This window comes from Paenibacillus sp. FSL M8-0228, assembly GCF_038007385.1.
Taxonomy (GTDB): domain Bacteria; phylum Bacillota; class Bacilli; order Paenibacillales; family Paenibacillaceae; genus Paenibacillus; species Paenibacillus polymyxa_D.
In genome coordinates this window covers 3,721,636-3,743,114 of the sequence record NZ_JBBOXA010000001.1, presented here as the reverse complement: position 1 = coordinate 3,743,114, position 21,479 = coordinate 3,721,636, and the positions used below count along the sequence as shown (strand labels likewise).

Genomic DNA, 21,479 nt, shown 5'->3' with positions numbered 1-21,479 from the left:
GACAGACTTTGAACAGCATGACTACTATACTTAAGCCTATCCTGCAAACGCTGGGCGGGTGAAGCCTTGGTTGTTTATATCGACTTGATTTTTTTGGCCAATTTGTTCATTGATGCTGTGCTGCTGATGGTCACCGCTTGGATGAGAAAAATCCGTCCGGTGTGGTGGAGGTTGATGGCTTCAGCTGGAATCGGCGCAATGTACGTGGTCATGATGTTTGTGCCGGAACTGTCCTTTTTATTTACGTTCCTGATCAAGCTGGCATTATCGGTCATAATGCTGCTGGTGGCTTTTGGATTTGGCAGCATGCAAAAGTATCTTCGTACAATGGGTGCCTTTTACATGATCAATTTTGTAGCTGCAGGTGGCATTTTGGGGATGCATTATTTTCTCCAAAATACGGGGGAATTGTTTAATGGCATCTGGTACACCGCTTCAGGAGGAATGTCTTTTGAACTGAAAATTGCATTCTGGTTTATTTTATGCGCATTTGGCGGAGTGATGCTTTTCTTTCGAATTGTGCAGTCCTCAAAGCAGCGCACAGAAAGGATGAGTGGGTTTCTGGGACAAGTGCAGGTGTGGATTGGGCAGGATCATATTGAGTGTACAGGCTTGTTGGATACAGGTAACCAGCTCCATGATCCTTTGACCCGAACCCCGGTGATGGTCATGGAGGCAGCATTGTGGGAGTCGTATTTGCCCGCTTCCTGGCTCCAAAAATGTTCTGAGGGTAATGCTGACCAACTGGTGATGGAACTGGGAGACGAATCGTTTAGCTGGCAGGATCGTGTTCGTCTCGTCCCCTATCGTGGAATTAACCGCAGTCATTCCTTTATGCTTGCCCTTAAACCAGACCGGGTAGAGGTGGTGATGAATGGGGTTCATTTTGTACATCATCGAGTGTTGATTGGCTTGGACGGGGGAACATTGTCGGCAGAGGGGAAGTATCGCGCCATCATCCACCCGGATGTGACGGCACAAGAAGGGGGCAGTGCTGATACCAACCAGAAACGAGATGCACATTTGAGTGAACATTTTACAGAATCAGGATGATGGAGCATAACACAAAATGATGTTTGAAGGCGACAAGAAATATCCAATGGTGAAATGCACGGAGCACAGCAGGAATTGCACTATTTTCAAAAGGGGGAGAATGATATGCGGGAACAGATGAAATTGAAGATGAAAATTAGGCTAGCGTTGCAACTGCAATATTATCGTATTTTATTTTTACTTGGGCTGAAAAGTGAAGAAATTTATTATATTGGCGGCAGCGAGGCGCTCCCCCCACCGCTGACGAGAGACGAAGAAGAATATTTGCTGGGAAAACTTTCTTCTGGAGATGCGGCAGTACGGTCGATGCTAATCGAAAGAAATTTGCGGTTAGTCGTATATATTGCCCGCAAATTTGAGAATACGGGCATCAACATTGAAGATCTCGTATCCATCGGTGCTATTGGACTAATCAAAGCGGTTAACACTTTTGATCCGGAGAAGAAAATCAAACTTGCCACCTATGCGTCCCGATGCATTGAGAATGAGATTTTGATGTATTTGCGTCGCAATAGTAAAACAAGAACGGAAGTTTCTTTTGATGAGCCTCTGAATATTGATTGGGACGGTAACGAGTTGTTGCTTTCCGATGTGATGGGGACGGAAAATGATACCATTTACCGTAATATTGAAGAGCAGGTAGACCGTAAATTATTGCATAAAGCACTGGATAAGTTGACGGATCGAGAGCGTTTGATTATGGAGCTGCGCTTCGGCTTACAAGACGGAGAAGAGAAGACACAGAAGGATGTTGCTGACCTGTTGGGTATCTCGCAATCGTATATTTCGCGTCTGGAAAAACGAATAATAAAGCGCTTACGAAAAGAATTTAATAAAATGGTATAATGCATGGGTATATCCGGAAGCGATGGAAACGGCGAATAAAAAAATGCCCTCAGGAGATAATGTACATTAATGTTGCTCCTTGGGAGGTAAGACACGATGACCCGAAACAAAGTGGAAATTTGCGGTGTGGATACCGCCAAACTGCCGGTATTAACCAATGCAGAAATGCGCGAGTTGTTCACATCACTTCAGCAAAATAATGAACGATCAGCCAGAGAAAAATTGGTCAACGGCAATCTCCGACTCGTCCTGAGTGTGATTCAACGATTTAACAATCGGGGAGAGTTTGTGGACGATTTGTTTCAGGTAGGATGTATCGGCCTAATGAAGGCGATTGATAATTTTGACCTTTCGCAAAACGTAAAGTTCTCCACTTACGCGGTGCCGATGATTATCGGAGAGATCCGCCGTTATTTGCGGGATAACAATCCGATCCGAGTATCCCGTTCGTTACGGGATATTGCATATAAGGCGCTTCAGGTGCGGGACAGTCTGACGAATCTGAACTCGCGGGAACCCACGATTTTTGAAATTTCAGAGGCACTGAATGTGCCTAAAGAAGATGTTGTGTTCGCGTTGGATGCAATTCAGGATCCGGTTTCGCTGTTCGAGCCGATATATCACGACGGGGGCGACCCAATCTATGTGATGGATCAGATCAGTGATGACAGAAATAAAGACGTCTCATGGATTGAGGAAATCGCTCTGCGGGAAGCGATGCATCGCCTGGGCCAGCGTGAAAAGATGATATTGTCTATGCGTTTTTATGAAGGAAAGACGCAAATGGAGGTTGCCGACGAAATCGGTATCTCTCAAGCCCAGGTTTCAAGATTAGAGAAGTCGGCTATTCAGCAAATGCAAAAACATGTAAAGTCCTAATGAAATGAATGCTGGAATGATTCAGCGATAAAAACGATCCTATCCGGATCGTTTTTGCGTTTACAGGACATTTTTTGGGCTCTTTCGCTCATATAGTGAATTAAAGGATGTGATGCGTGTGAGTGCACCGGAAACGTCAGTAAGAGCCATGAAAATTTCCGAGTTTCAAACCAAGGATGTCATTAACATTGTAGATGGGCGACGTCTGGGACAAATCAGTGATCTGGAGATTGACGTACGACAAGGGAAAATTGAAGCTATTGTGGTTCCGGGCAGCAGTCGATTCATGGGCTGGTTTGGAGGGGGAAGCGAATTGGTTATTCCGTGGCGCAACATTGTGAAAATTGGTTCGGATGTTGTGCTTGTTCGATTGGAGGGATTGCATGATCCACCGGATGAAAGGGAGGAAAAGCCGTATATCGAACGTCAGGAGCGGAATGACCGACGGGTCTTTTGAACAAGAGGGACACGTAATTTAGTATGTTGTGAAGACACAGCGGCGGCTTTTTGGTACACTGGGCAGTAGAGGTGAGAATGAATGGAACCATTTGTAATGAATACCGAGGCTACGGGGGCTATGCCAATGCAAGATGGCGGACGTCCCGTACCGGAGTTGTTATATATTCAATCCTGGGAACGACAGGTTCAGGGATTAACAGCGGGTTTTACAGGTCGTCATGGAGGTGTCAGTGAGGTTCCCTACGCTAGTCTGAACTGTGCGTTTCATGTAGGGGATGACCCCGAGAAAGTCATTCGTAACCGGCGGCTCATTGCAGAGCAACTTGGTTTTGCTGCTGAAGCATGGACGTGCGGTGAGCAGGTTCATGGTCATCATGTTGCTGTGGTCAAGGCTACTGACCGCGGGCGGGGCTTTATAGATCGTGCATCCGCTTTTCAGGACACAGATGGACTGTTGACGAATGTACCTGGCATTTTGCTGACGTCTTTTTATGCAGACTGTGTACCCTTATATTTTTGTGATCCAGTGCGCCGTGTGATTGGGTTGGCGCATGCAGGCTGGAAGGGAACCGTTGCGGAAATCGCATTGAAAATGGTACAGACCATGCAAAACGAATATGGATCTCAGCCGTCTGATATACTAGCAGCTATTGGTCCTTCCATTGGTTCTGAATCCTATGAGGTGGATGAGCACGTGATGAACCAAATTCGGGTTTTGGAGCATGATTGCCCGGGTAATGATAAATGGGAAGGTTCTGTTTACTTCCCCTTAGCCGACGGTAAAACACTACTTGACTTGAAACAATGCAATCGACACATTATGATGAAAGCAGGAATATTGCCGAGCCATATCGAATGTACTACCTTATGCACGAGTAGCCGTAGCGATTTGTTTTTTTCATATCGCAAAGAAGGCGGCGTCACAGGAAGAATGGCGAGTTGGATTGGTCTGGAAGAGAGGTGAGTCCTCCCGTGTCTTTGGAGGAACGAATTAAAGAAGTGAATGCCCGTGTAGAAGCGGCATGTGCCCGAAGCGGACGTTCGCGTGATGAAGTAAATGTGATCGCTGTCACGAAATATGTTTCGGCGGCGACAATGACATCGGTATTGGATAGCGACTTAGAGCATGTGGGCGAAAATCGCTGGCAGGATGCTGCGGATAAATGGAGTAAGCTGGGTGACCGGGGAACGTGGCATTTTATTGGTCATCTCCAAACGAATAAGGTTAAAGATGTAATTGGAAAATTTAAATTTATACATTCGCTTGACCGCTTATCACTCGCTCAGGAATTGGATAAGAAGGCAGCTGCTCTGGGACTGCGAGTTAAAGCTTTTGTGCAAGTCAATATTTCTGGGGAAATGTCCAAATATGGCTTGTCCTCTGAGGCGGTTGTCCCCTTTTTGGAACAAATTCGCGAGCTGGAACATGTGGACGTGATTGGCTTGATGACGATGGCTCCTCATGAGGAAGACCCGGAAAAAACTCGGCCTGTGTTTCGGGGATTGCGTGAATTACGGGATAGGTTAAATGGACAAGCCTTGACCAGGGAACCCATCGTTCACTTGTCTATGGGGATGTCCAATGATTTTGAAGTGGCGGTTGAAGAAGGAGCGACCTGGCTGCGGCTTGGTTCCGTACTGGTCGGACGAGAGGAGGATTTCCATTGGGCGTAATGAATAAGTTCATGAACTTTCTGGGGCTTCAGGAAGAAGAGGAAGTTATAGAGCGAGAGGTTATGAATACGCAGGAAGATCAAGAAATTGAAACCCCAAGCTTTGATAAACGTAAGAACCAGAAGGGCACTAATGTTGTCAGCATCCATTCACAGAAAAATGTGAAAGTTGTCCTGTATGAGCCGCGTTCTTATGATGAAGCACAGGAAATTGCCGACCATATCCGTTCCCATCGCACCGTCGTAGTCAATTTGCAACGAATTCGCAAGGATCAGGCGCTACGCATTATTGATTTTTTGAGTGGTACTGTGTATGCACTGGGTGGTGGTATTTCCAAAGTCGGGAACAATATTTTTCTGTGTACACCAGATACGGTTGAGATTCAAGGCTCTATTACGGAAATACTGGCTGACACTGAACAAGAACTTAACAGAATGAGGTGAACTTTTCTTGATCGAGGTAATTTACTGGCTATTTCAGATTTATTCGTACATGATCATTGCATATGTTCTGCTGTCATGGCTTCCTAATGCTAGAGAGAGTGTGATTGGTGATTTACTTGCCAAGTTTGTGGAGCCGTATTTGTCTCCTTTTCGCAGGTTTATACCGCCAATCTTCGGGATGATTGATATTTCTCCCATCGTTGCGCTGATTGCTCTGCGTTTTGCGTCGTACGGTTTGATTTCTTTAATTGGTAAGCTCGTCTAGGAGAAGTTATGCGAACTGAGATTTATGAGCATTTTCACCCGGATGAACGGGATTATGTGGATCGTGCTTCCGAATGGATCAGTCATGCGGGGGCTTATCATGAGCAGAAGCTGACTGATTTTTTGGACCCGCGCCAACAGTACATATTGGAGACACTTGCTTCGAAGGAAGACAAGGTCACGATTAGGGTAGATGGCGGATACATGGCTTCGGAACGAAAGCGGGCGCTGATTGCGCCCGATTATTCGTATTTGGACGGTGAGGAGATGGGGATTCAGGTCCTTTCCATCACATCTGACGATCTTAAAATAGGTACCCTTGAGCACGGTGATTATCTAGGTGCCCTACTGGGACTTGGAATCAAACGTGGGAAAATTGGAGATATTCATGTACTGGATGATGGGTGTCATGTATTGGTAGCTTCAGAGATCGGTAATTTTATGACGATGCATTTGCAGCAGGTACACCGTGTTCATGTATGGACAGAACTATTGCCTGTAGCGAGTCTGCGAACGAAGGAAGTTGCATTAGAGACGCTAGACCTGACGGTCGCTTCTTTGCGTCTGGACGGTATTGCTAGCGATGTGTACAAGCTAAGCCGCAGTAAAATATTAACACCGATTCGGGCGGGACGGTGCAGGGTAAATTGGAAGGTGGAGGAGAATCCATCCACTCCACTTAAAGCTGGAGACGTTATTTCCATGCAGGGTTTTGGGCGTTTCAAAGTGCTTGAAACAGACGGGATGACAAAAAAGGGAAGATTCCGTGTCAAAATTGGTAAGTTTGTATAGCTGTAGGCAGGAATCACGAGCTTTCTGTCGAAAGAATTAAGCTATAGCGAAGAACTGGAACGATTTTGCTCTGTACAGTATTCACAAAACGGGGTATGATGACCGATAGATGATAGTGAGCGTCGTGACGCGGAAAATGTATTTTTTGTCAATCTTATAGGAGGTGGACGGCATGCCATTAACGCCATTGGATATACATAACAAGGAATTTGCCCGCCGGCTTCGCGGTTATGATGAGGATCAGGTTAATGAATTTTTGGATCAGGTGATCAAAGATTACGAGGGCGTTATTCGTGAAAATAAAGAACTGAGCACCGAGTTGTTGAACGTACAGGAGAAGCTCGATCATTTCGCGACTATTGAGGATACGCTGAGTAAGACGATTATCGTAGCGCAGGAAGCCGCAGATGAAGTTCGTAACAACGCCAAGAAAGAATCCCAACTGATCGTGAAGGAAGCGGAAAAAAATGCGGACCGTATTGTGAACGAAGCATTGTCCAAATCCCGCAAGATCGCGTTGGAGGTTGAAGAGCTGAAGAAGCAGGCATCGATTTACCGAGCACGGTTTCGTACACTGGTGGAAGCACAGCTTGACTTGTTAAGCCAAGACGGCTGGGAAGCTCTTGAAAACCGGGAACGCGAAGTACTGGAGCGCGAGCGTGAGATGAAAGAAATTTACTAATTTCATTTCTGACAAGCTTTTATTAGACGTTGTTAGGGTTGACTTTTCACTTTAAACAGGCTATAACTGTAAATACTATACTGAATTCAACGATTGTCCGTCCGTCGGCTGATGGTTGTTATTCAAGGCAACGATGTTGCTGTTTAATATTCGATGAATTTAACATGTTTAATTCGTTGATGGGAACGAGTACGTCATGATTTGTCCCTCAGAGAGTTGGCCTTCCGGTGCAAGCCAACGTTCAGAACATGACCGAAGATCCTCCCGGAGAAGTGAGCTGAAGCGCTTAAGATGTATGGCGTGTGTAAGCAATCACCGTTTGCCATGCGTTATAATGGCGCCCTGCTGTAGTTGAGTGGGGCTCAGAGAGCCGTGATGAGACTGTATTTTTAGAATGGTCTATTTTTACGGAATCAGGGTGGTAACGCGAGCACAGTCTCGTCCCTTTACAGGGATGGGGCTTTTTTTGTTGCTTTTTTTAGGAAATGCTAGGGAAATCAATGATGAGCAGAGAGGGAGTATGACAGTATGAACAGAGTGGATGTTAAAGAAAAAGCACGGTCCCGTGACCTGCGCATCCTGAGCAAATGGAAGCAGGAGGACACATTCCGTAAATCCATTACAAATCGTGAAGGAAAGCCAAATTTTGTGTTCTATGAGGGCCCACCAACAGCTAACGGTAAACCGCATATCGGTCACGTGCTGGGCCGTGTAATTAAGGATTTTGTGGGCCGCTATCAGACAATGAAGGGATACCGCGTCGTACGTAAGGCAGGCTGGGACACGCATGGCTTGCCGGTAGAATTAGGTGTACAGAAGCAACTGGGGATCTCCCATAAACCTGAAATTGAAGAATACGGCGTTGAAAAGTTTATAAAAAAATGTAAGGCGAGCGTGTTTGAGTACGAGCAACAATGGCGTGATCTAACCGAAGCGATCGGATACTGGACAGACCTCGATAACCCGTACATTACATTGGATAATAACTATATCGAGAGCGTATGGAACATTTTGGCGACCATTCATGAAAAAGATCTGCTGTATCGTGGTCATCGTGTGAGTCCGTATTGTCCGGATTGTCAGACAACGCTTAGTTCTCATGAAGTAGCGCAGGGCTACAAAGATGTAAAGGATCTGAGTGCCACGGCCAAGTTCAAGTTGCATAGTAGTGGTGAATATGTACTGGCTTGGACGACAACACCTTGGACCTTGCCGAGTCACGTGGCGCTCGCCGTCAACCCTGAACTGGAATATGCACGTGTGAAGCAGGAAGACGGTGTATACATCGTTGCTAAAAATCTGGTTGAAGACGTCATTAAAGGCGAGCATGAAGTGATTGGCACGCTATCTGGTTCAGAACTGGTTGGCCAAACCTATACCCCGCCATTTACGTATTTTCAGGTTGAGAAGGGTAATCAGATTCTGGGTGCGAAGTTCGTAACAGATTCCAGCGGTACAGGTATCGTTCATATGGCTCCAGCGCATGGTGAAGATGATTACCGGGTATGTCGTGAAAATGGTGTTGAGTTCATCAACGTAGTGGATCTTCAAGGTAACTATGTAGAGGAAATCACTGATTTTGCAGGTCGTTTTGTGAAAGACTGTGATGTAGATATTGTAAAAATGCTGTCCGAAAAAGGCCTGCTGTACAGCAAGGAAAAATACGAGCATAGCTATCCGTTCTGCTGGCGTTGCGATACTCCATTATTGTACTATGCTATGGACAGTTGGTTTATCAAAACAACTGCGATCAAGGATCAACTGATTGCCAACAACAGCGAAGTCGAATGGTATCCGGGTCATGTACGTGAAGGACGTTTTGGCAAGTTTTTGGAGGAACTGGTGGATTGGAACATCAGTCGTGATCGCTATTGGGGTACACCGCTAAACATCTGGGTTTGTGAGGAAACTGGAGAACAGTTTGCTCCGCATAGTATTGCTGAATTGAGGGAACGTGCGATTGGCGACGTACCAGCGGACATCGAGCTGCACAAACCATATGTAGATGATATTAAGGTTCGTAGCCAATGCGGTAAATACGAAATGACTCGTACACCGGAAGTGATCGACGTATGGTTTGATAGCGGCTCCATGCCGTTTGCACAGCATCATTATCCTTTTGAAAATAATGAAACGTTTGAGCAGCAATTTCCGGCAGATATGATCTGTGAAGGAATTGACCAGACTCGTGGCTGGTTCTATAGCTTGCTTGCGGTTTCGACTATGCTGACTGGCAAAGCTCCTTATAAAGCTGTCATGGCGACAGGCCATGTACTGGATGAGCAAGGGCAGAAAATGTCCAAATCAAAGGGTAATGTTATTGATCCGTGGGAAGTGATTGACGAGTATGGTACAGATGCTTTCCGCTGGGCATTGTTGTCCGATAGTGCACCATGGAATAGCAAACGTTTTTCCAAAGGAATCGTAGGTGAGGCTAAATCGAAGCTGGTAGATACGCTTGTGAATACACATGCTTTTCTGACCTTATATGCGGATATCGACGGATTTGATCCGGCACAGCACCCGTTCAAACCATCGGCTCATAAGTTGGATCGCTGGATTTTGTCCCGTCTGAACAGCCTGATTTTGGTAGTGGACAAAGCGCTGGCTGTAAATGACTTCCTGAACTCATCCAAAGCAATTGAGTCGTTTGTGGATGAGCTGAGCAACTGGTATATCCGTCGTTCACGCGACCGATTCTGGGGCAATGGTCTTACAGAAGATAAGCTGGATGCATACCGTACACTGACTGAAGTGCTGTTAACGACTGCCAAACTGCTTGCGCCGTTTACACCACTGCTTGCAGAGGATATTTACCTCAACCTGAGTAACGGGGAAAGTGTTCATCTGGATGATTATCCGACTGCCAATGAATCCTTGATCGATCTGGAATTGGAACGAGATATGGAAACGGCACGTCGTGTTGTCGAATTGGCGCGTAACGTCCGCAACGAAACGGGTTTGAAAACGCGTCAACCGTTGTCCGAGTTGATTCTATCCATGGATCAAGATTTTGAACTGAGTGGCTATGAGGATATCATCAAAGATGAGATTAACGTGAAGCATATTCATGTTGAGACGGACGATAGCGGCTTTGTAGATTTTACACTGAAACTGAATTTGAAAGTAGCAGGCAAGAAATACGGCAAAAATGTCGGTTTCCTACAAAACTTTTTCAAAGGAATGTCTGCTGAGGATACCCGTACTGTTGTAGAACAGGGAATGTTAAATGTCGCTTCTCCAGAAGGTGAAGAGCTACAAGTTACAGCTGAAGAATTGCTGGTAGAGAAAAAAGCGAAAGAAGGCTTCGCTTCTGCTTCCGGTTATGGCTTAACGGTAGCGTTGAACACGGACATTACACCGGAGCTGGAGCAAGAGGGCTGGGTACGTGAAGTGGTTCGTGCGGTACAGGATTACCGTAAAAAACTGGATCTGCCGATTGAAAAGTATGTGGCATTGACGTTGGATGTAGATAACGAGCTGCGCCAGGCCATCGCAAGCTTCGACACTGTGTTGCGTGAGAACGTATTGGTTACGACTGTGACATTTGGTCAAGCCGAACCGGCAGAACATGTGGAAGTGAACGGTAAAACCATCGGCGTTCATATTGGGGAATAATTACAAGCCCCCTGTCCCATAATACAATAACAGGCAGCATATAAAAACGAGCCTAAGCATCGGAAACGGGTTTTCTCCGTTACGTGCTTCGGCTCGTTTGCTGCGTTCAGGGCAGCCATGGGAAAAGGGGGATTGTGCACATGACGGCACGATCAAGGCGTAGACAGAAGAGGAGTCTCCGAGGGATGAACGGAGAAGGAGCTGCCATAGCCACAGATAAAAGCAAAATAGGTAATCAGACAGAGCGATTAAGTCGTGTTGAAAAGCTGATACGTGCTGTCTCAGAGCAGATGGAACGGACACGTATTGCAGATTACGCTTTGCTGTTGAATAAGCCTTGGCGATTGCTCTGGCTAAATCTAATATCAGGCGTTTCCCGGGGAATCGGCATTGCGCTAGGTTTTACTTTTTTTGCCGCTACCATTATTTATGTGCTGCAAGTGCTCGGAGCGTTGAATTTGCCGATTATCGGTGATTATATCGCTGATATTGTACGGATCGTACAACGACAATTGGAGCTTACTACCTATTAGGAAGCGATTTCCACCTTGAAGTTCACGATTCGTCTTCGTGCGTATCCGGCTCCAGTAGACCTTCGCCCTCGCCATCTTCGATATAACGCTGATAAATGGAGCTGCGAATAACAGATACATTTTGTCCATAAATGTCAGTAGCAACAAAGCTTTCGTATGGTTCTACGAAGCCCATATTATCGTCGCCTGCTTCAATTTCCATATCATCATAACTGTGGATTTCTCCGCTTTCGGCCATGGCTGGGGTGTTAGATGTACCCCAATTTTCGACGATCTGCCAGGCATCTTCACCGTCGAAGCCATTTTGATCATCACGCTCATCCAGACTCGTTCTGCCGAACGAGGGAGCGAGAAATTCTTCCTCCACTGGGCGGCGGTTAGACACTTCTGTTTCGGGACTGTACTCTTTGCAGTAAATGGTATAGGGAACAGCCAGTAGCCGTTCATAGGGAATAGGTTTACCGCTGGCGGCGCAAATGCCATAGGTCCCCTTGTCCATTGCCATCAAGGCTGATTTGATACGTTCCAATTGAAACTCATCATGCTCCAATAAGGAAATATCTTTGGCTCGCTCGTAGGTTTCGGTAGCCAGATCGCCTGGATGGTTATCAATGGGAGAAAGCTCACCGGTTTGATCGCGCTGTGAATCACCGAGTCCGTAATGGTCGTTGTTTTGCAAGCGATGCTCAATTTCCTTTTTGCGTTCCAGCAGTTCGTTACGCAGACCCTGCAATTGTTGCTCCGTCAATGGGGACATGGAATCATCTCCTTGTTCTAGGTTTCATGCGCATGCGTTGTGTCGAGTATGCTCCTTGTAGTTTGCACCGGGAAGACCTCTTTTACATAGGAAATTCTAATCAAATGCGAAGGAGTTTATTTTATGGATGGTCTGTGCTTGATAGCTTGCGGGTTTCGTGGACGATCTGAGAACGCTTATGCTACAATAAATGGGTTCAACAACGGATATAAGCGGATCGGAGTGACGAAGGACTGTGATTTATTTTGGTATTGCGCTAATAATTTTTTTGATTGATCAGGGAGTCAAATATTTGGTGGCTACACGAATGGAATTGTACGAACAAATACCAGTCATCGGCAATTTCTTTTTAATCACCTCCCATCGTAATCGTGGAGCCGCTTTTGGGATTTTGGAAGGTCAACGTTGGCTTTTTATCGTGATTACAATTGTAGTGGTGATTGGTATCGTCTGGTATCTGCGAAAAACAGTTAAGGCTGGACAAAAGCTACTTCCTGTTGCGCTAAGTTTAGTGCTGGGGGGAGCAGTCGGTAACTTTCTGGATCGAGCTATTTCAGGGGAAGTGGTTGATTTTGCGCAATTTAATTTTGGAAGCTATACGTTCCCCATTTTTAATGTGGCAGATTCGGCAATTGTCATCGGTGTAGCACTGATTATTTTGGATACATTGCTGGAATCGCGTCGGGAAAAGGGAAATGGCAATGATAGCATTGAAGGGAAGTCATAGCATGAGCGAAGTGAATGAAAACGGCGAAGCCGCAGGTCTGTCTTATGAGGACGAACTGGAGGGTGAATCTCTGGAATGGACGGCCGATTCCAGCGATGCCAAAACGCGTATAGACAAATATATCGCCGAAGAAATGAAGGAAGTGTCTCGTTCTCAGATACAGATGTGGATCGGAAATGGTCGCGTGCTGGTGAACGGTACGACGATTAAGGCGAACTACAAGCTGGCTGAAGGAGACCGGATTGTATTATCAGTACCGGAAGCAGAAAGTGTAGATATTGTTCCAGAGAATATTCCGTTGGATGTCGTTTACGAGGACTCGGACGTTATTGTTATTAACAAGCAACGTGGTCTGGTCGTGCATCCTGCACCGGGACACTCTTCAGGAACATTAGTTAACGCACTGATGTACCACTGTCACGATCTTTCGGGCATTAACGGGGAATTACGTCCTGGTATTGTTCACCGTATTGATAAGGATACATCAGGACTGCTGATGGCGGCTAAAAATGATCAGGCTCACGCATCACTTGCAGCACAGCTTAAGGATCATAGTGTGACTCGGAAATATATAGCCTTAGTTCACGGTCATTTGAGCCACGATCAGGGAACGGTAGATGCTCCGATTGGCCGTGATTCGGGTGATCGCAAATTGTTTACAGTGACGGAACGTAACAGCAAGCATGCCGTCACCCATTTTCTCGTCATTGAACGATTGGGGGATTATACCCTCCTTGAACTTCAATTGGAAACAGGACGAACACATCAAATTCGTGTTCACATGAAATTTATTGGACACCCATTGGTTGGTGACCCTATGTATGGGCGCAGCAAAGGGGTTCGTATGGATGGTCAGGCGCTGCATGCGGCGGTACTGGGCTTTAAGCACCCATCCACTGGAGAATACATGGAATTCAGCAGACCGATTCCTCCTGATATGGAGGATGTGTTAGCATCCTTGCGTAGTCGTTAAAACAATGGTGATTTGCATTCCTATTCACAAACCTGAATAAATTATTAAGTTAAACCGCCTAAATGGCGGTTTTTTTATTGTGAGACAAGGTATGGGTAAAAACAACTATGGATAATTATACAATGACATTGTATAATTATTAAAGTGCTTCCGGTGGTTCCGGTTGAACGGGTGTTGACACACGATTTTCAATCTGTCATACTTCTTGTAGTTGCGATGAACTTTGTCCAAGAGATGGCTAACCATCTCACACTATGAGAAGCAGGACAAAGGAAATCCTGAATAGCACCTTTAAATCAGTCCCGTGAGGCTGGCAAGGTAACGTGAATGGATCACTGATCAGTGCATCCGCTGCGGCGGTATGTCTTCAGTGTGTCCGAGAGATCGGAGAACAGTAGAAGACTGTTCACACGAGACTCCTTGCCAAACTTGGGCAAGGAGTCTTTTTTGTATCCGAACACGGGACCAGGTCTGAAGGGAACATCACCTGAGGAGGCTGGAAGCATGAGTAATGAAACACATGTACTGATGGATGAAATTGCGATTCGTCGGGCATTGACACGGATTGCACATGAAATTTTGGAGAAAAACAAAGGTATTGACGATTGTGTGCTAGTAGGTATTCGAACACGCGGAGTTCATCTGGCGCAACGCCTGGCTGAAAAAATTGCTGAGATTGAAGGCGCACCAATTCCATGGGGAGAGCTGGACGTCACAGCCTACCGGGATGACCGGAACAGCGTAGCCGAAGCTAAAGGAAATGGAAAAGAGCTTTTGATGAATCCTGCTGACGTATCGGTTCATGATAAGAAAGTCATTCTCTTTGACGATGTGCTGTACACAGGCCGCACCATCCGCGCGGCGATGGATGCATTGATGCACTGCGGACGACCGCAAATGATTCAGCTGGCAGTACTAGCGGATCGCGGACACCGTGAGCTTCCGATTCGTCCGGATTACATCGGCAAGAACATCCCGACCTCCAAATCTGAGGAAATCGTAGTAGCCCTTCAAGAGACGGACGGTAAGGACGAAGTGACAATCATTCAGAACCGGGGGGAACAGCTATGATCACCACAGCCAGTCAACTTAAAGAACGTAGCCTACTCGGGTTAAAGGAACTCAGCCGAAATGAAATCGAGTCCATTCTGGATCGCGCTCATTATTGGGAATCTCAACCAGAAAAACTGGTTCCAGTACTGCAATCACGCTTTGCGGCCAACATGTTTTTTGAAAACAGCACTCGTACCCGCTTTTCTTTTGAAATGGCAGAGAAGCGGCTGGGCGCTCAGGTTTTGAACTTTTCCGCTGCGGCTTCCAGTGTGGAAAAAGGGGAGTCCATTTACGATACAGTACGTACGCTCGAATCCATGGGCATTGATGCAGGAGTCATCCGGTTAAAGCCAGCCGGAGTGCTGCAAGAGCTCGCTGAGAAGGTCAGTGTCCCACTGGTTAATGCGGGGGACGGCAACAATGAGCATCCAACGCAGGCTCTGCTGGACCTGTACACCATGCGCAAAACTTTCGGTGAGCTTAAAGGCTTGAGAGTGTCCATCATAGGAGATATTCTGCACAGCCGTGTCGCTCGCTCGAATCTGTGGGCCTTGCAAAAATTCGGAGCCAAGGTAAGCTTCTGCGCTCCTGATAATATGCAAGCACCTGATCTTGCGGCCTACGCGCCTTATGTTCCGATGCAAGAGGCACTACAAGCGGACGTGGTCATGATGCTTCGGGTACAGCTGGAACGGCATGCCGAAGGGATGTTGCGCTCAGCGGATGAATACCGAGAGCAGTACGGTTTGACAGAGAAAAGAGCAGCGAACCTGAAGCCCGGAACGATTATCATGCATCCAGCTCCAGTGAATCGGAATGTGGAAATTGATAGTGCAGTTGTGGAAAGCGAACAATCGCGAATTTTTCCTCAAATGGCAAACGGGGTTCCGATCCGCATGGCGGTTATGGAACGGGCAATGAAGCTGTAGAAGCTGTCAGTAGGATCGTAGGGAAAAGTTGCAAAAAACTGAGCGGAGGAATATTTCAGATGAAACAATTAATTATGAATGCAAGCGTATTGAACGAGCAGGGCGAGGCTGAATTGAAATCCATCCTAATCGCCGACGGAAAGATTTTGGCTATCGCAAGTGCGGATGCTGGAATCAGCCTACTTATGGAAGAAGGCGCATCTGGGCAGGAGCGCGAAGTCGAGAAAGTTGACGCCCAGGGGAAGCTGGTCATCCCCGGTTTAATCGACATGCATGTGCATCTGAGAGAACCCGGCTTTGAATATAAAGAAACGATTGAAACGGGTAGCCGCGCGGCGGTGAAAGGCGGATTTACGACGATTGCCTGCATGCCAAATACACGTCCAGTGACGGACAATGTGGACACAGTTCAGCTGGTATTGAAAAAGGGACAGGAAGCGGGGCTAGCCAAGGTTCTTCCTTACGCAGCCATCACGAAAAACGAACTGGGTCGTGAGCTGACAGATTTTGAAGCGCTCAAAGCAGCAGGTGCCATCGGCTTTACTGACGATGGTGTCGGGGTGCAAAGCGCGCAAATGATGAAGGACGCCATGACGCGGGCCAAAGCACTGGATATGCCGGTTATTGCACACTGTGAGGATAACACACTTGTTGAAGGAGCGGCAGTGACGGACGGCGAATTTGCCAAGCGCCACGGGCTTAAAGGCATTCCGAACGAATCTGAAGCGATTCACGTCGGACGGGACATTTTACTATCCGAGGCAACCGGGGCACACTATCATGTATGCCATGTCAGCACGGAGCAGTCAGTGCGGTTAATCCGCCATGCGAAATCTTTTGGCATCAAGGTAACGGCTGAGGTATGCCCGCACCACTTGGTATTGTCAGATGAGGATATCCCTGGGCTGGATGCGAACTGGAAAATGAATCCTCCGCTACGCTCCCCGCGTGATGTGCAGGCATGCATCGAGGGACTGGAAGACGGTACGATTGACATCGTCGTAACCGACCATGCAGCGCACAGTGAGGAAGAGAAGGCAAGGGGGATGGAGCTGGCGCCATTCGGGATCGTTGGATTTGAGACGGCCTTCCCGCTGTTGTACACGAAATTCGTAGCTACCGGACAGTGGACGCTGGACTTTCTGGTGCGTCGTATGACTGCTGATCCAGCGCGTGTCTTCCGCCTTGATACGGGACGCCTGGAAGAAGGGGCTCCAGCTGACCTGACCATGATTGATCTGGAGCAGGAGCAGGCAGTTGATCCGCAAACGTTTGCCAGCAAAGGACGCAACACTCCTTTTACAGGCTGGAAGCTCAAAGGCTGGCCTGTGAAAACTTGGGTAGATGGCAAACTGGTATGGTCTGCTGACGAAGCAAAATAAATAGAAACCACTAAAAAAATAGAACCTTATAGCAGGAAACAATATAGAGGAGTGAGACGGGATGCAGGCAAGATTGTTACTTCAGGACGGCACGCTGTTTACAGGCACATCATTTGGTGCGGAAGGTGATAAAACAGGCGAGGTCGTTTTCAACACAGGGATTACAGGCTATCAAGAGGTGCTTACTGATCCCTCTTACTGCGGACAAATCGTAACGATGACTTACCCGCTGATTGGCAACTATGGAATTACTCGTGATGACTTTGAATCGGTACGGCCTTATGTCCATGGCTTTGCTGTTAGACATTACGAGCCAGCGCCAAGTAACTGGCGTGCTCAATACAGCGTGGGCGATTTGCTGAAGGAATATGGCATCATTGGCATTAGCGACATCGACACCCGCATGCTTACCCGGATTATTCGCCATCACGGTACGATGAAGGGCATTTTGACGACTGGTTCCCAGCCGCTGGAAGAACTGAAAGAAATGATGTCTGACTTGACCATTGAAGAACTGCGCAATCAGGTTCCTATGACTTCCACACCTCATCCGTACAGCAGTCCTGGCAACGGAGAGCGGATCGTATTGATTGACTACGGTGCAAAAAGCGGCATTTTGCGCGAACTGAATAAACGGGACTGCGATGTAGTTGTCGTTCCACATGATACGACGGCTGAGGAAATTCGTCGCTTGGACCCAGACGGTATCCAGCTGTCTAACGGCCCTGGAGATCCAAAAGACGTACCCTATGCCGTTCGTACGGTAGCTGAATTGTTAGGGGAATATCCGATTTTCGGAATTTGCTTGGGACACCAGTTGTTCGCTTTAGCTTCGGGAGCGGATACGGAAAAGCTGAAATTCGGACATCGCGGTGGTAACCATCCGGTGAAAGAACTGGAGAGCGGACGCTGCTTTATCACATCACAAAATCACGGCTACACGGTGAATGAGGATTCGATCCAAGGGACTGAGCTTGAAGTGACACATATTAATAACAACGATAAAACGATTGAAGGTCTAAAACATACCAAGTATCCCGCGTTTTCGGTGCAATATCATCCAGAGGCTGCACCAGGACCTTACGATAATGGCTATCTGTTTGATCGCTTTCTGGACATGATCCGTGAGCACAAAAGAAATCATCCAAAGCAACCGCGTCAGGCTGCTATCGCCGCCGCAGTGAGAGGAGAGCGCTAATATGCCGAAAAATACAGAACTTAAAAAAATACTCGTGATCGGTTCCGGTCCTATCGTCATTGGTCAGGCAGCAGAATTTGATTACGCTGGTACACAAGCTTGCCAAGCGCTCAAAGAAGAAGGCGTCGAGGTAGTACTGATCAACAGTAATCCGGCAACCATCATGACAGACACCAACATGGCAGACAAAGTATACATCGAGCCGATTACACTTGATTTTGTAACACAGATTATCCGTCAAGAGCGTCCAGATGGTCTGCTTCCTACGCTGGGAGGACAGACAGGTCTGAATATGGCAGTGGAACTGGCTCGCGCCGGAGTGCTGGAGCGTGAAAACGTTAAGCTACTGGGAACTCAACTGAATTCGATAGAAAAAGCCGAAGATCGTGATCTGTTCCGTGATTTGATGCGCGAGTTGGAACAACCTGTACCAGAGAGTGTCATTGTAACAACCTTGGAAGAATCTTTAGAATTTGCTAACGAAATCGGTTATCCAATTATCGTTCGCCCGGCTTATACGCTAGGGGGAACAGGTGGCGGTATCTGCTCCACAGAAGAAGAACTGCGTGAAACCGTCAGCTCTGGCTTGAGATACAGTCCAATCGGACAATGTTTGGTGGAAAAAAGTATTGCAGGCATGAAGGAAGTCGAGTATGAGGTCATGCGTGACGGCAATGATAACTGCATCGTTGTCTGTAATATGGAGAACTTTGATCCAGTCGGCGTGCATACTGGCGACAGTATTGTCGTAGCTCCGAGTCAGACGCTGTCAGATCGCGAATACCAGATGCTGCGCTCTGCTTCTCTGAAAATTATCCGCGCCCTCAATATCGAAGGCGGCTGTAATGTACAGTTTGCGCTTGATCCGCACAGCTATCAATACTATGTCATTGAAGTAAACCCACGCGTAAGTCGCTCCTCGGCACTGGCCTCCAAGGCAACCGGATATCCGATTGCTAAAATGGCTGCTAAAATTGCACTCGGCTACACGTTGGATGAAATTGTGAATCCGGTAACGGGACAGACGTATGCTTGCTTTGAGCCAACACTGGATTACATCGTGAGCAAAATACCACGCTGGCCATTTGACAAATTCATTTCTGCCAACCGCAAGCTGGGCACGCAAATGAAAGCAACGGGTGAAGTCATGGCCATCGGACGCACATTCGAAGAGTCCATCCAGAAAGCGGTACGGTCTTTGGAAATCGGTGTACACCGTCTGCATCTTAAGGGAGCCGATCAGCTGTCTGATGACGTGCTCAAGGATCGCTTGATTAAAGCAGATGATGAGCGTTTGTTCTTGGTAGCCGAGGCGTTCCGTCGCGGCTGGCAGCAGCAGGAGATTCAAGATTTGACGAAAATTGACTGGTGGTTCCTCGATAAGGTAGAGGGAATCATCAAGTTCGAAGCCATCATCGCTGGAGAAGCTGAGCTGACCTACGAAACACTCTATCAGGCCAAACGTAAAGGTTTTACCGACCGCTCGATCGCCGAGATTCGCAGTATGGGCCAAAACGACAGTATGACAACCGAGCGTGAGGTACGTGAATTCCGTCTAGCTCAAAACCTGCGTCCGGTCTACAAAATGGTAGATACGTGCGCAGCCGAGTTTGAAGCCACAACTCCGTACTACTACTCCTCTTACGAGGTGGAAAATGAAGTGATTCCATCTAGCAAAGAGAAAGTTATCGTACTCGGTTCCGGACCGATTCGGATCGGGCAAGGGATTGAATTTGATTACTCCACCGTACATGCGGTATGGGCTATTCAAAAAGCGGGCTACGAAGCAGTGATTATCAATAACAACCCGGAGACGGTATCTACGGACTTTAACACATCCGACCGCCTCTACTTTGAACCGCTCTTCTTCGAAGATGTAATGAATGTTATCGAGCAGGAAAAACCGATTGGGGTTATCGTCCAGTTCGGGGGTCAAACGGCCATTAATCTCGCAGCTCCACTGAGTGCGGCAGGCGTGAATATTTTGGGTACGAGTCTGGAAAGTATCGATGAAGCGGAAGACCGGAAGAAGTTTGAGCAACTTTTGTCTCGTCTGGCTATCGCACAGCCTAAAGGCAACACGGTCACATCAGTTGATGAAGCAGTAGGAACCGCACAGGCGCTGGGCTATCCAGTTCTGGTACGTCCATCCTACGTTCTGGGCGGACGCGCTATGGAAATCGTGTACTCAGATACGGAATTGCTGCGGTACATGGAAGAAGCGGTTAAAATCAATCCAGAGCATCCGGTGCTCATCGACCGTTATATGCTGGGTAAAGAAGTAGAGGTCGATGCCATCTGCGACGGCGAGACAGTATTGGTACCAGGCATTATGGAGCATGTGGAACGGGCCGGGGTTCACTCAGGTGACTCTATCGCGGTGTATCCACCACAGCACTTATCTGTCGAGCTGAAACAAAAAATTGTGGAAATTACAATCAGCATCGCTAAGGAATTGAAAACCATCGGTCTGGTAAATATCCAGTTTGTTATTCATCAAGACGAGGTGTACGTGATCGAGGTTAATCCTCGCTCCTCGCGGACAGTTCCTTTCTTGAGTAAAGTAACAAATATCCCAATGGCGAATCTGGCTACACAGGCTATTTTGGGCGGTAAGCTTAAAGATGCAGGTTATTCAGAAGGCCTATGGCCTGAAAGTAATTATGTCTCGGTTAAGGTTCCGGTATTCTCCTTTGCCAAACTGCGTCGTGTAGAGCCGACGCTGGGCCCGGAAATGAAATCGACAGGTGAAGTTATGGGACGCGATATTCAGTATGCCAAAGCACTGTACAAAGGACTTGTGGGAGCTGGTATGAAAATTCCATCCACTGGGGCGATCATCATTACAGTGGCAGATAAGGACAAAGAAGAAGCTGTCGAGTTGATGCAGGGCTTTTACAGACTGGGCTATAAAATTATTGCAACAGGTGGAACGGCGGCTGCTATGAAGCAGGCCAATATTCCAGTGAACACGATCAACAAACTGAGCGAAGGTAATCCGAACATCCTGGATATGATTCGCACGGGTGAAGCCAACTTTGTCTTCAATACGTTGACCAAAGGCAAAACGCCAGAGCGTGATGGATTCCGTATCCGCCGCGAAGCAGTTGAGAATGGCATTGTCTGCATGACCTCACTGGATACAGTACGCGCTTTGCTAAGAATGCTGGAAACGATCAATTTCACATCCGAATCCATGCCGGTCCTGAGCAAATAA

General features: G+C 47.3%; 20 protein-coding genes and 1 other annotated feature. Of the genes, 19 read left to right on the top strand and 1 reads right to left on the bottom strand.

The genetic code is table 11. The features are described from left to right. Positions 1-66 precede the first annotated feature (66 nt). The 12 genes from spoIIGA to MKY98_RS16645 all read left to right on the top strand — a co-directional run bounded on the left by spoIIGA (position 67) and on the right by MKY98_RS16645 (position 11,243). Positions 67-1,053 (top strand): sigma-E processing peptidase SpoIIGA, encoded by a 987-nt coding sequence (gene spoIIGA, locus MKY98_RS16700; RefSeq protein WP_029517748.1) that lies wholly within the window; start codon positions 67-69, stop codon positions 1,051-1,053. Positions 1,054-1,158: 105 nt separating this feature from the next. After that, the gene (sigE, locus tag MKY98_RS16695) at positions 1,159-1,899 is read left to right on the top strand and encodes an RNA polymerase sporulation sigma factor SigE (protein WP_176715674.1); all 741 of its coding nucleotides are present in this window, start codon (positions 1,159-1,161) and stop codon (positions 1,897-1,899) included. 96 nt (positions 1,900-1,995) lie between these two features. After that, entirely contained in the window at positions 1,996-2,778 is a 783-nt protein-coding gene (gene sigG, locus MKY98_RS16690) for an RNA polymerase sporulation sigma factor SigG (protein ID WP_007431182.1), read from the top strand. 112 nt (positions 2,779-2,890) lie between these two features. Continuing rightward, positions 2,891-3,235, top strand: a complete 345-nt coding sequence (locus tag MKY98_RS16685) for a YlmC/YmxH family sporulation protein (protein ID WP_176715675.1) — start codon at positions 2,891-2,893, stop codon at positions 3,233-3,235. Positions 3,236-3,316: 81 nt separating this feature from the next. Next, on the top strand, positions 3,317-4,201 hold the full coding sequence (gene pgeF / locus MKY98_RS16680; protein ID WP_069010285.1) for a peptidoglycan editing factor PgeF: 885 nt from the start codon (positions 3,317-3,319) through the stop codon (positions 4,199-4,201). 8 nt (positions 4,202-4,209) lie between these two features. Next, a complete protein-coding gene (locus tag MKY98_RS16675) occupies positions 4,210-4,911 on the top strand; it encodes a YggS family pyridoxal phosphate-dependent enzyme (RefSeq protein WP_029517744.1) in 702 nt (233 codons plus the stop codon). Further along, a complete protein-coding gene (locus MKY98_RS16670; protein ID WP_069010286.1) occupies positions 4,902-5,354 on the top strand; it encodes a cell division protein SepF in 453 nt (150 codons plus the stop codon). Before MKY98_RS16675 ends, MKY98_RS16670 begins: the two co-directional genes overlap by 10 nt. A 7-nt stretch (positions 5,355-5,361) precedes the next feature. Further along, complete coding sequence (locus MKY98_RS16665; RefSeq protein ID WP_029517743.1) at positions 5,362-5,619, top strand: YggT family protein; 258 nt, start codon at positions 5,362-5,364, stop codon at positions 5,617-5,619. 8 nt (positions 5,620-5,627) lie between these two features. Beyond that, on the top strand, positions 5,628-6,410 hold the full coding sequence (locus tag MKY98_RS16660; RefSeq protein WP_029517742.1) for a YlmH family RNA-binding protein: 783 nt from the start codon (positions 5,628-5,630) through the stop codon (positions 6,408-6,410). Between the two features lie 172 nt (positions 6,411-6,582). Continuing rightward, positions 6,583-7,092 (top strand): DivIVA domain-containing protein, encoded by a 510-nt coding sequence (locus MKY98_RS16655; RefSeq protein ID WP_023989434.1) that lies wholly within the window; start codon positions 6,583-6,585, stop codon positions 7,090-7,092. A 167-nt stretch (positions 7,093-7,259) separates the two neighbouring features. Further along, positions 7,260-7,541, top strand: a binding site (T-box leader). Positions 7,542-7,620: 79 nt separating this feature from the next. Beyond that, positions 7,621-10,710: an isoleucine--tRNA ligase gene (gene ileS / locus MKY98_RS16650; protein WP_069010287.1), complete on the top strand. Its 3,090-nt coding sequence runs from the start codon at positions 7,621-7,623 to the stop codon at positions 10,708-10,710. A gap of 185 nt (positions 10,711-10,895) precedes the next feature. After that, entirely contained in the window at positions 10,896-11,243 is a 348-nt protein-coding gene (locus MKY98_RS16645) for a DUF5665 domain-containing protein (protein ID WP_029517740.1), read from the top strand. A 22-nt stretch (positions 11,244-11,265) separates the two neighbouring features. Here the strand turns inward: MKY98_RS16645 and MKY98_RS16640 are convergent, their stop codons facing one another. Then, a complete protein-coding gene (locus MKY98_RS16640) occupies positions 11,266-12,000 on the bottom strand; it encodes a TraR/DksA C4-type zinc finger protein (protein WP_069010288.1) in 735 nt (244 codons plus the stop codon). A gap of 235 nt (positions 12,001-12,235) precedes the next feature. On the opposite strand from MKY98_RS16640, the gene lspA reads away from it, so the two are divergent. The 7 genes from lspA to carB all read left to right on the top strand — a co-directional run bounded on the left by lspA (position 12,236) and on the right by carB (position 21,479). Continuing rightward, on the top strand, positions 12,236-12,727 hold the full coding sequence (lspA, locus tag MKY98_RS16635) for a signal peptidase II (RefSeq protein WP_023989430.1): 492 nt from the start codon (positions 12,236-12,238) through the stop codon (positions 12,725-12,727). A gap of 1 nt (position 12,728) precedes the next feature. Further along, positions 12,729-13,700: an RluA family pseudouridine synthase gene (locus MKY98_RS16630; protein WP_039272237.1), complete on the top strand. Its 972-nt coding sequence runs from the start codon at positions 12,729-12,731 to the stop codon at positions 13,698-13,700. Between the two features lie 504 nt (positions 13,701-14,204). After that, positions 14,205-14,771 carry a bifunctional pyr operon transcriptional regulator/uracil phosphoribosyltransferase PyrR gene (gene pyrR, locus MKY98_RS16625; RefSeq protein ID WP_029517736.1) on the top strand — a complete coding sequence of 189 codons (567 nt, stop codon included), beginning with the start codon at positions 14,205-14,207 and terminating at the stop codon, positions 14,769-14,771. Then, positions 14,768-15,682 (top strand): aspartate carbamoyltransferase catalytic subunit, encoded by a 915-nt coding sequence (locus MKY98_RS16620; RefSeq protein ID WP_023989427.1) that lies wholly within the window; start codon positions 14,768-14,770, stop codon positions 15,680-15,682. The genes pyrR and MKY98_RS16620 overlap by 4 nt, the downstream gene beginning before the upstream one ends. A 59-nt stretch (positions 15,683-15,741) precedes the next feature. After that, complete coding sequence (locus MKY98_RS16615) at positions 15,742-17,064, top strand: dihydroorotase (protein WP_029517735.1); 1,323 nt, start codon at positions 15,742-15,744, stop codon at positions 17,062-17,064. Positions 17,065-17,125: 61 nt separating this feature from the next. After that, on the top strand, positions 17,126-18,262 hold the full coding sequence (carA, locus tag MKY98_RS16610) for a glutamine-hydrolyzing carbamoyl-phosphate synthase small subunit (protein ID WP_069010289.1): 1,137 nt from the start codon (positions 17,126-17,128) through the stop codon (positions 18,260-18,262). A 1-nt stretch (position 18,263) separates the two neighbouring features. After that, entirely contained in the window at positions 18,264-21,479 is a 3,216-nt protein-coding gene (carB, locus tag MKY98_RS16605) for a carbamoyl-phosphate synthase large subunit (RefSeq protein WP_029517733.1), read from the top strand.

Coding starts and splice junctions, on each gene's coding strand:
- MKY98_RS16630 (WP_039272237.1), top strand. CDS start 12,729: ATGAGCGAAGTGAATGAAAACGGCGAAGCCGCAGGTCTGTCTTATGAG.
- MKY98_RS16685 (WP_176715675.1), top strand. CDS start 2,891: ATGCGTGTGAGTGCACCGGAAACGTCAGTAAGAGCCATGAAAATTTCC.
- carA (WP_069010289.1), top strand. CDS start 17,126: ATGCAGGCAAGATTGTTACTTCAGGACGGCACGCTGTTTACAGGCACA.
- MKY98_RS16645 (WP_029517740.1), top strand. CDS start 10,896: ATGAACGGAGAAGGAGCTGCCATAGCCACAGATAAAAGCAAAATAGGT.
- MKY98_RS16655 (WP_023989434.1), top strand. CDS start 6,583: ATGCCATTAACGCCATTGGATATACATAACAAGGAATTTGCCCGCCGG.
- carB (WP_029517733.1), top strand. CDS start 18,264: ATGCCGAAAAATACAGAACTTAAAAAAATACTCGTGATCGGTTCCGGT.
- MKY98_RS16660 (WP_029517742.1), top strand. CDS start 5,628: ATGCGAACTGAGATTTATGAGCATTTTCACCCGGATGAACGGGATTAT.
- pyrR (WP_029517736.1), top strand. CDS start 14,205: ATGAGTAATGAAACACATGTACTGATGGATGAAATTGCGATTCGTCGG.
- MKY98_RS16620 (WP_023989427.1), top strand. CDS start 14,768: ATGATCACCACAGCCAGTCAACTTAAAGAACGTAGCCTACTCGGGTTA.
- ileS (WP_069010287.1), top strand. CDS start 7,621: ATGAACAGAGTGGATGTTAAAGAAAAAGCACGGTCCCGTGACCTGCGC.
- MKY98_RS16640 (WP_069010288.1), bottom strand. CDS start 12,000: ATGTCCCCATTGACGGAGCAACAATTGCAGGGTCTGCGTAACGAACTG.
- sigE (WP_176715674.1), top strand. CDS start 1,159: ATGCGGGAACAGATGAAATTGAAGATGAAAATTAGGCTAGCGTTGCAA.
- sigG (WP_007431182.1), top strand. CDS start 1,996: ATGACCCGAAACAAAGTGGAAATTTGCGGTGTGGATACCGCCAAACTG.
- pgeF (WP_069010285.1), top strand. CDS start 3,317: ATGGAACCATTTGTAATGAATACCGAGGCTACGGGGGCTATGCCAATG.
- MKY98_RS16615 (WP_029517735.1), top strand. CDS start 15,742: ATGAAACAATTAATTATGAATGCAAGCGTATTGAACGAGCAGGGCGAG.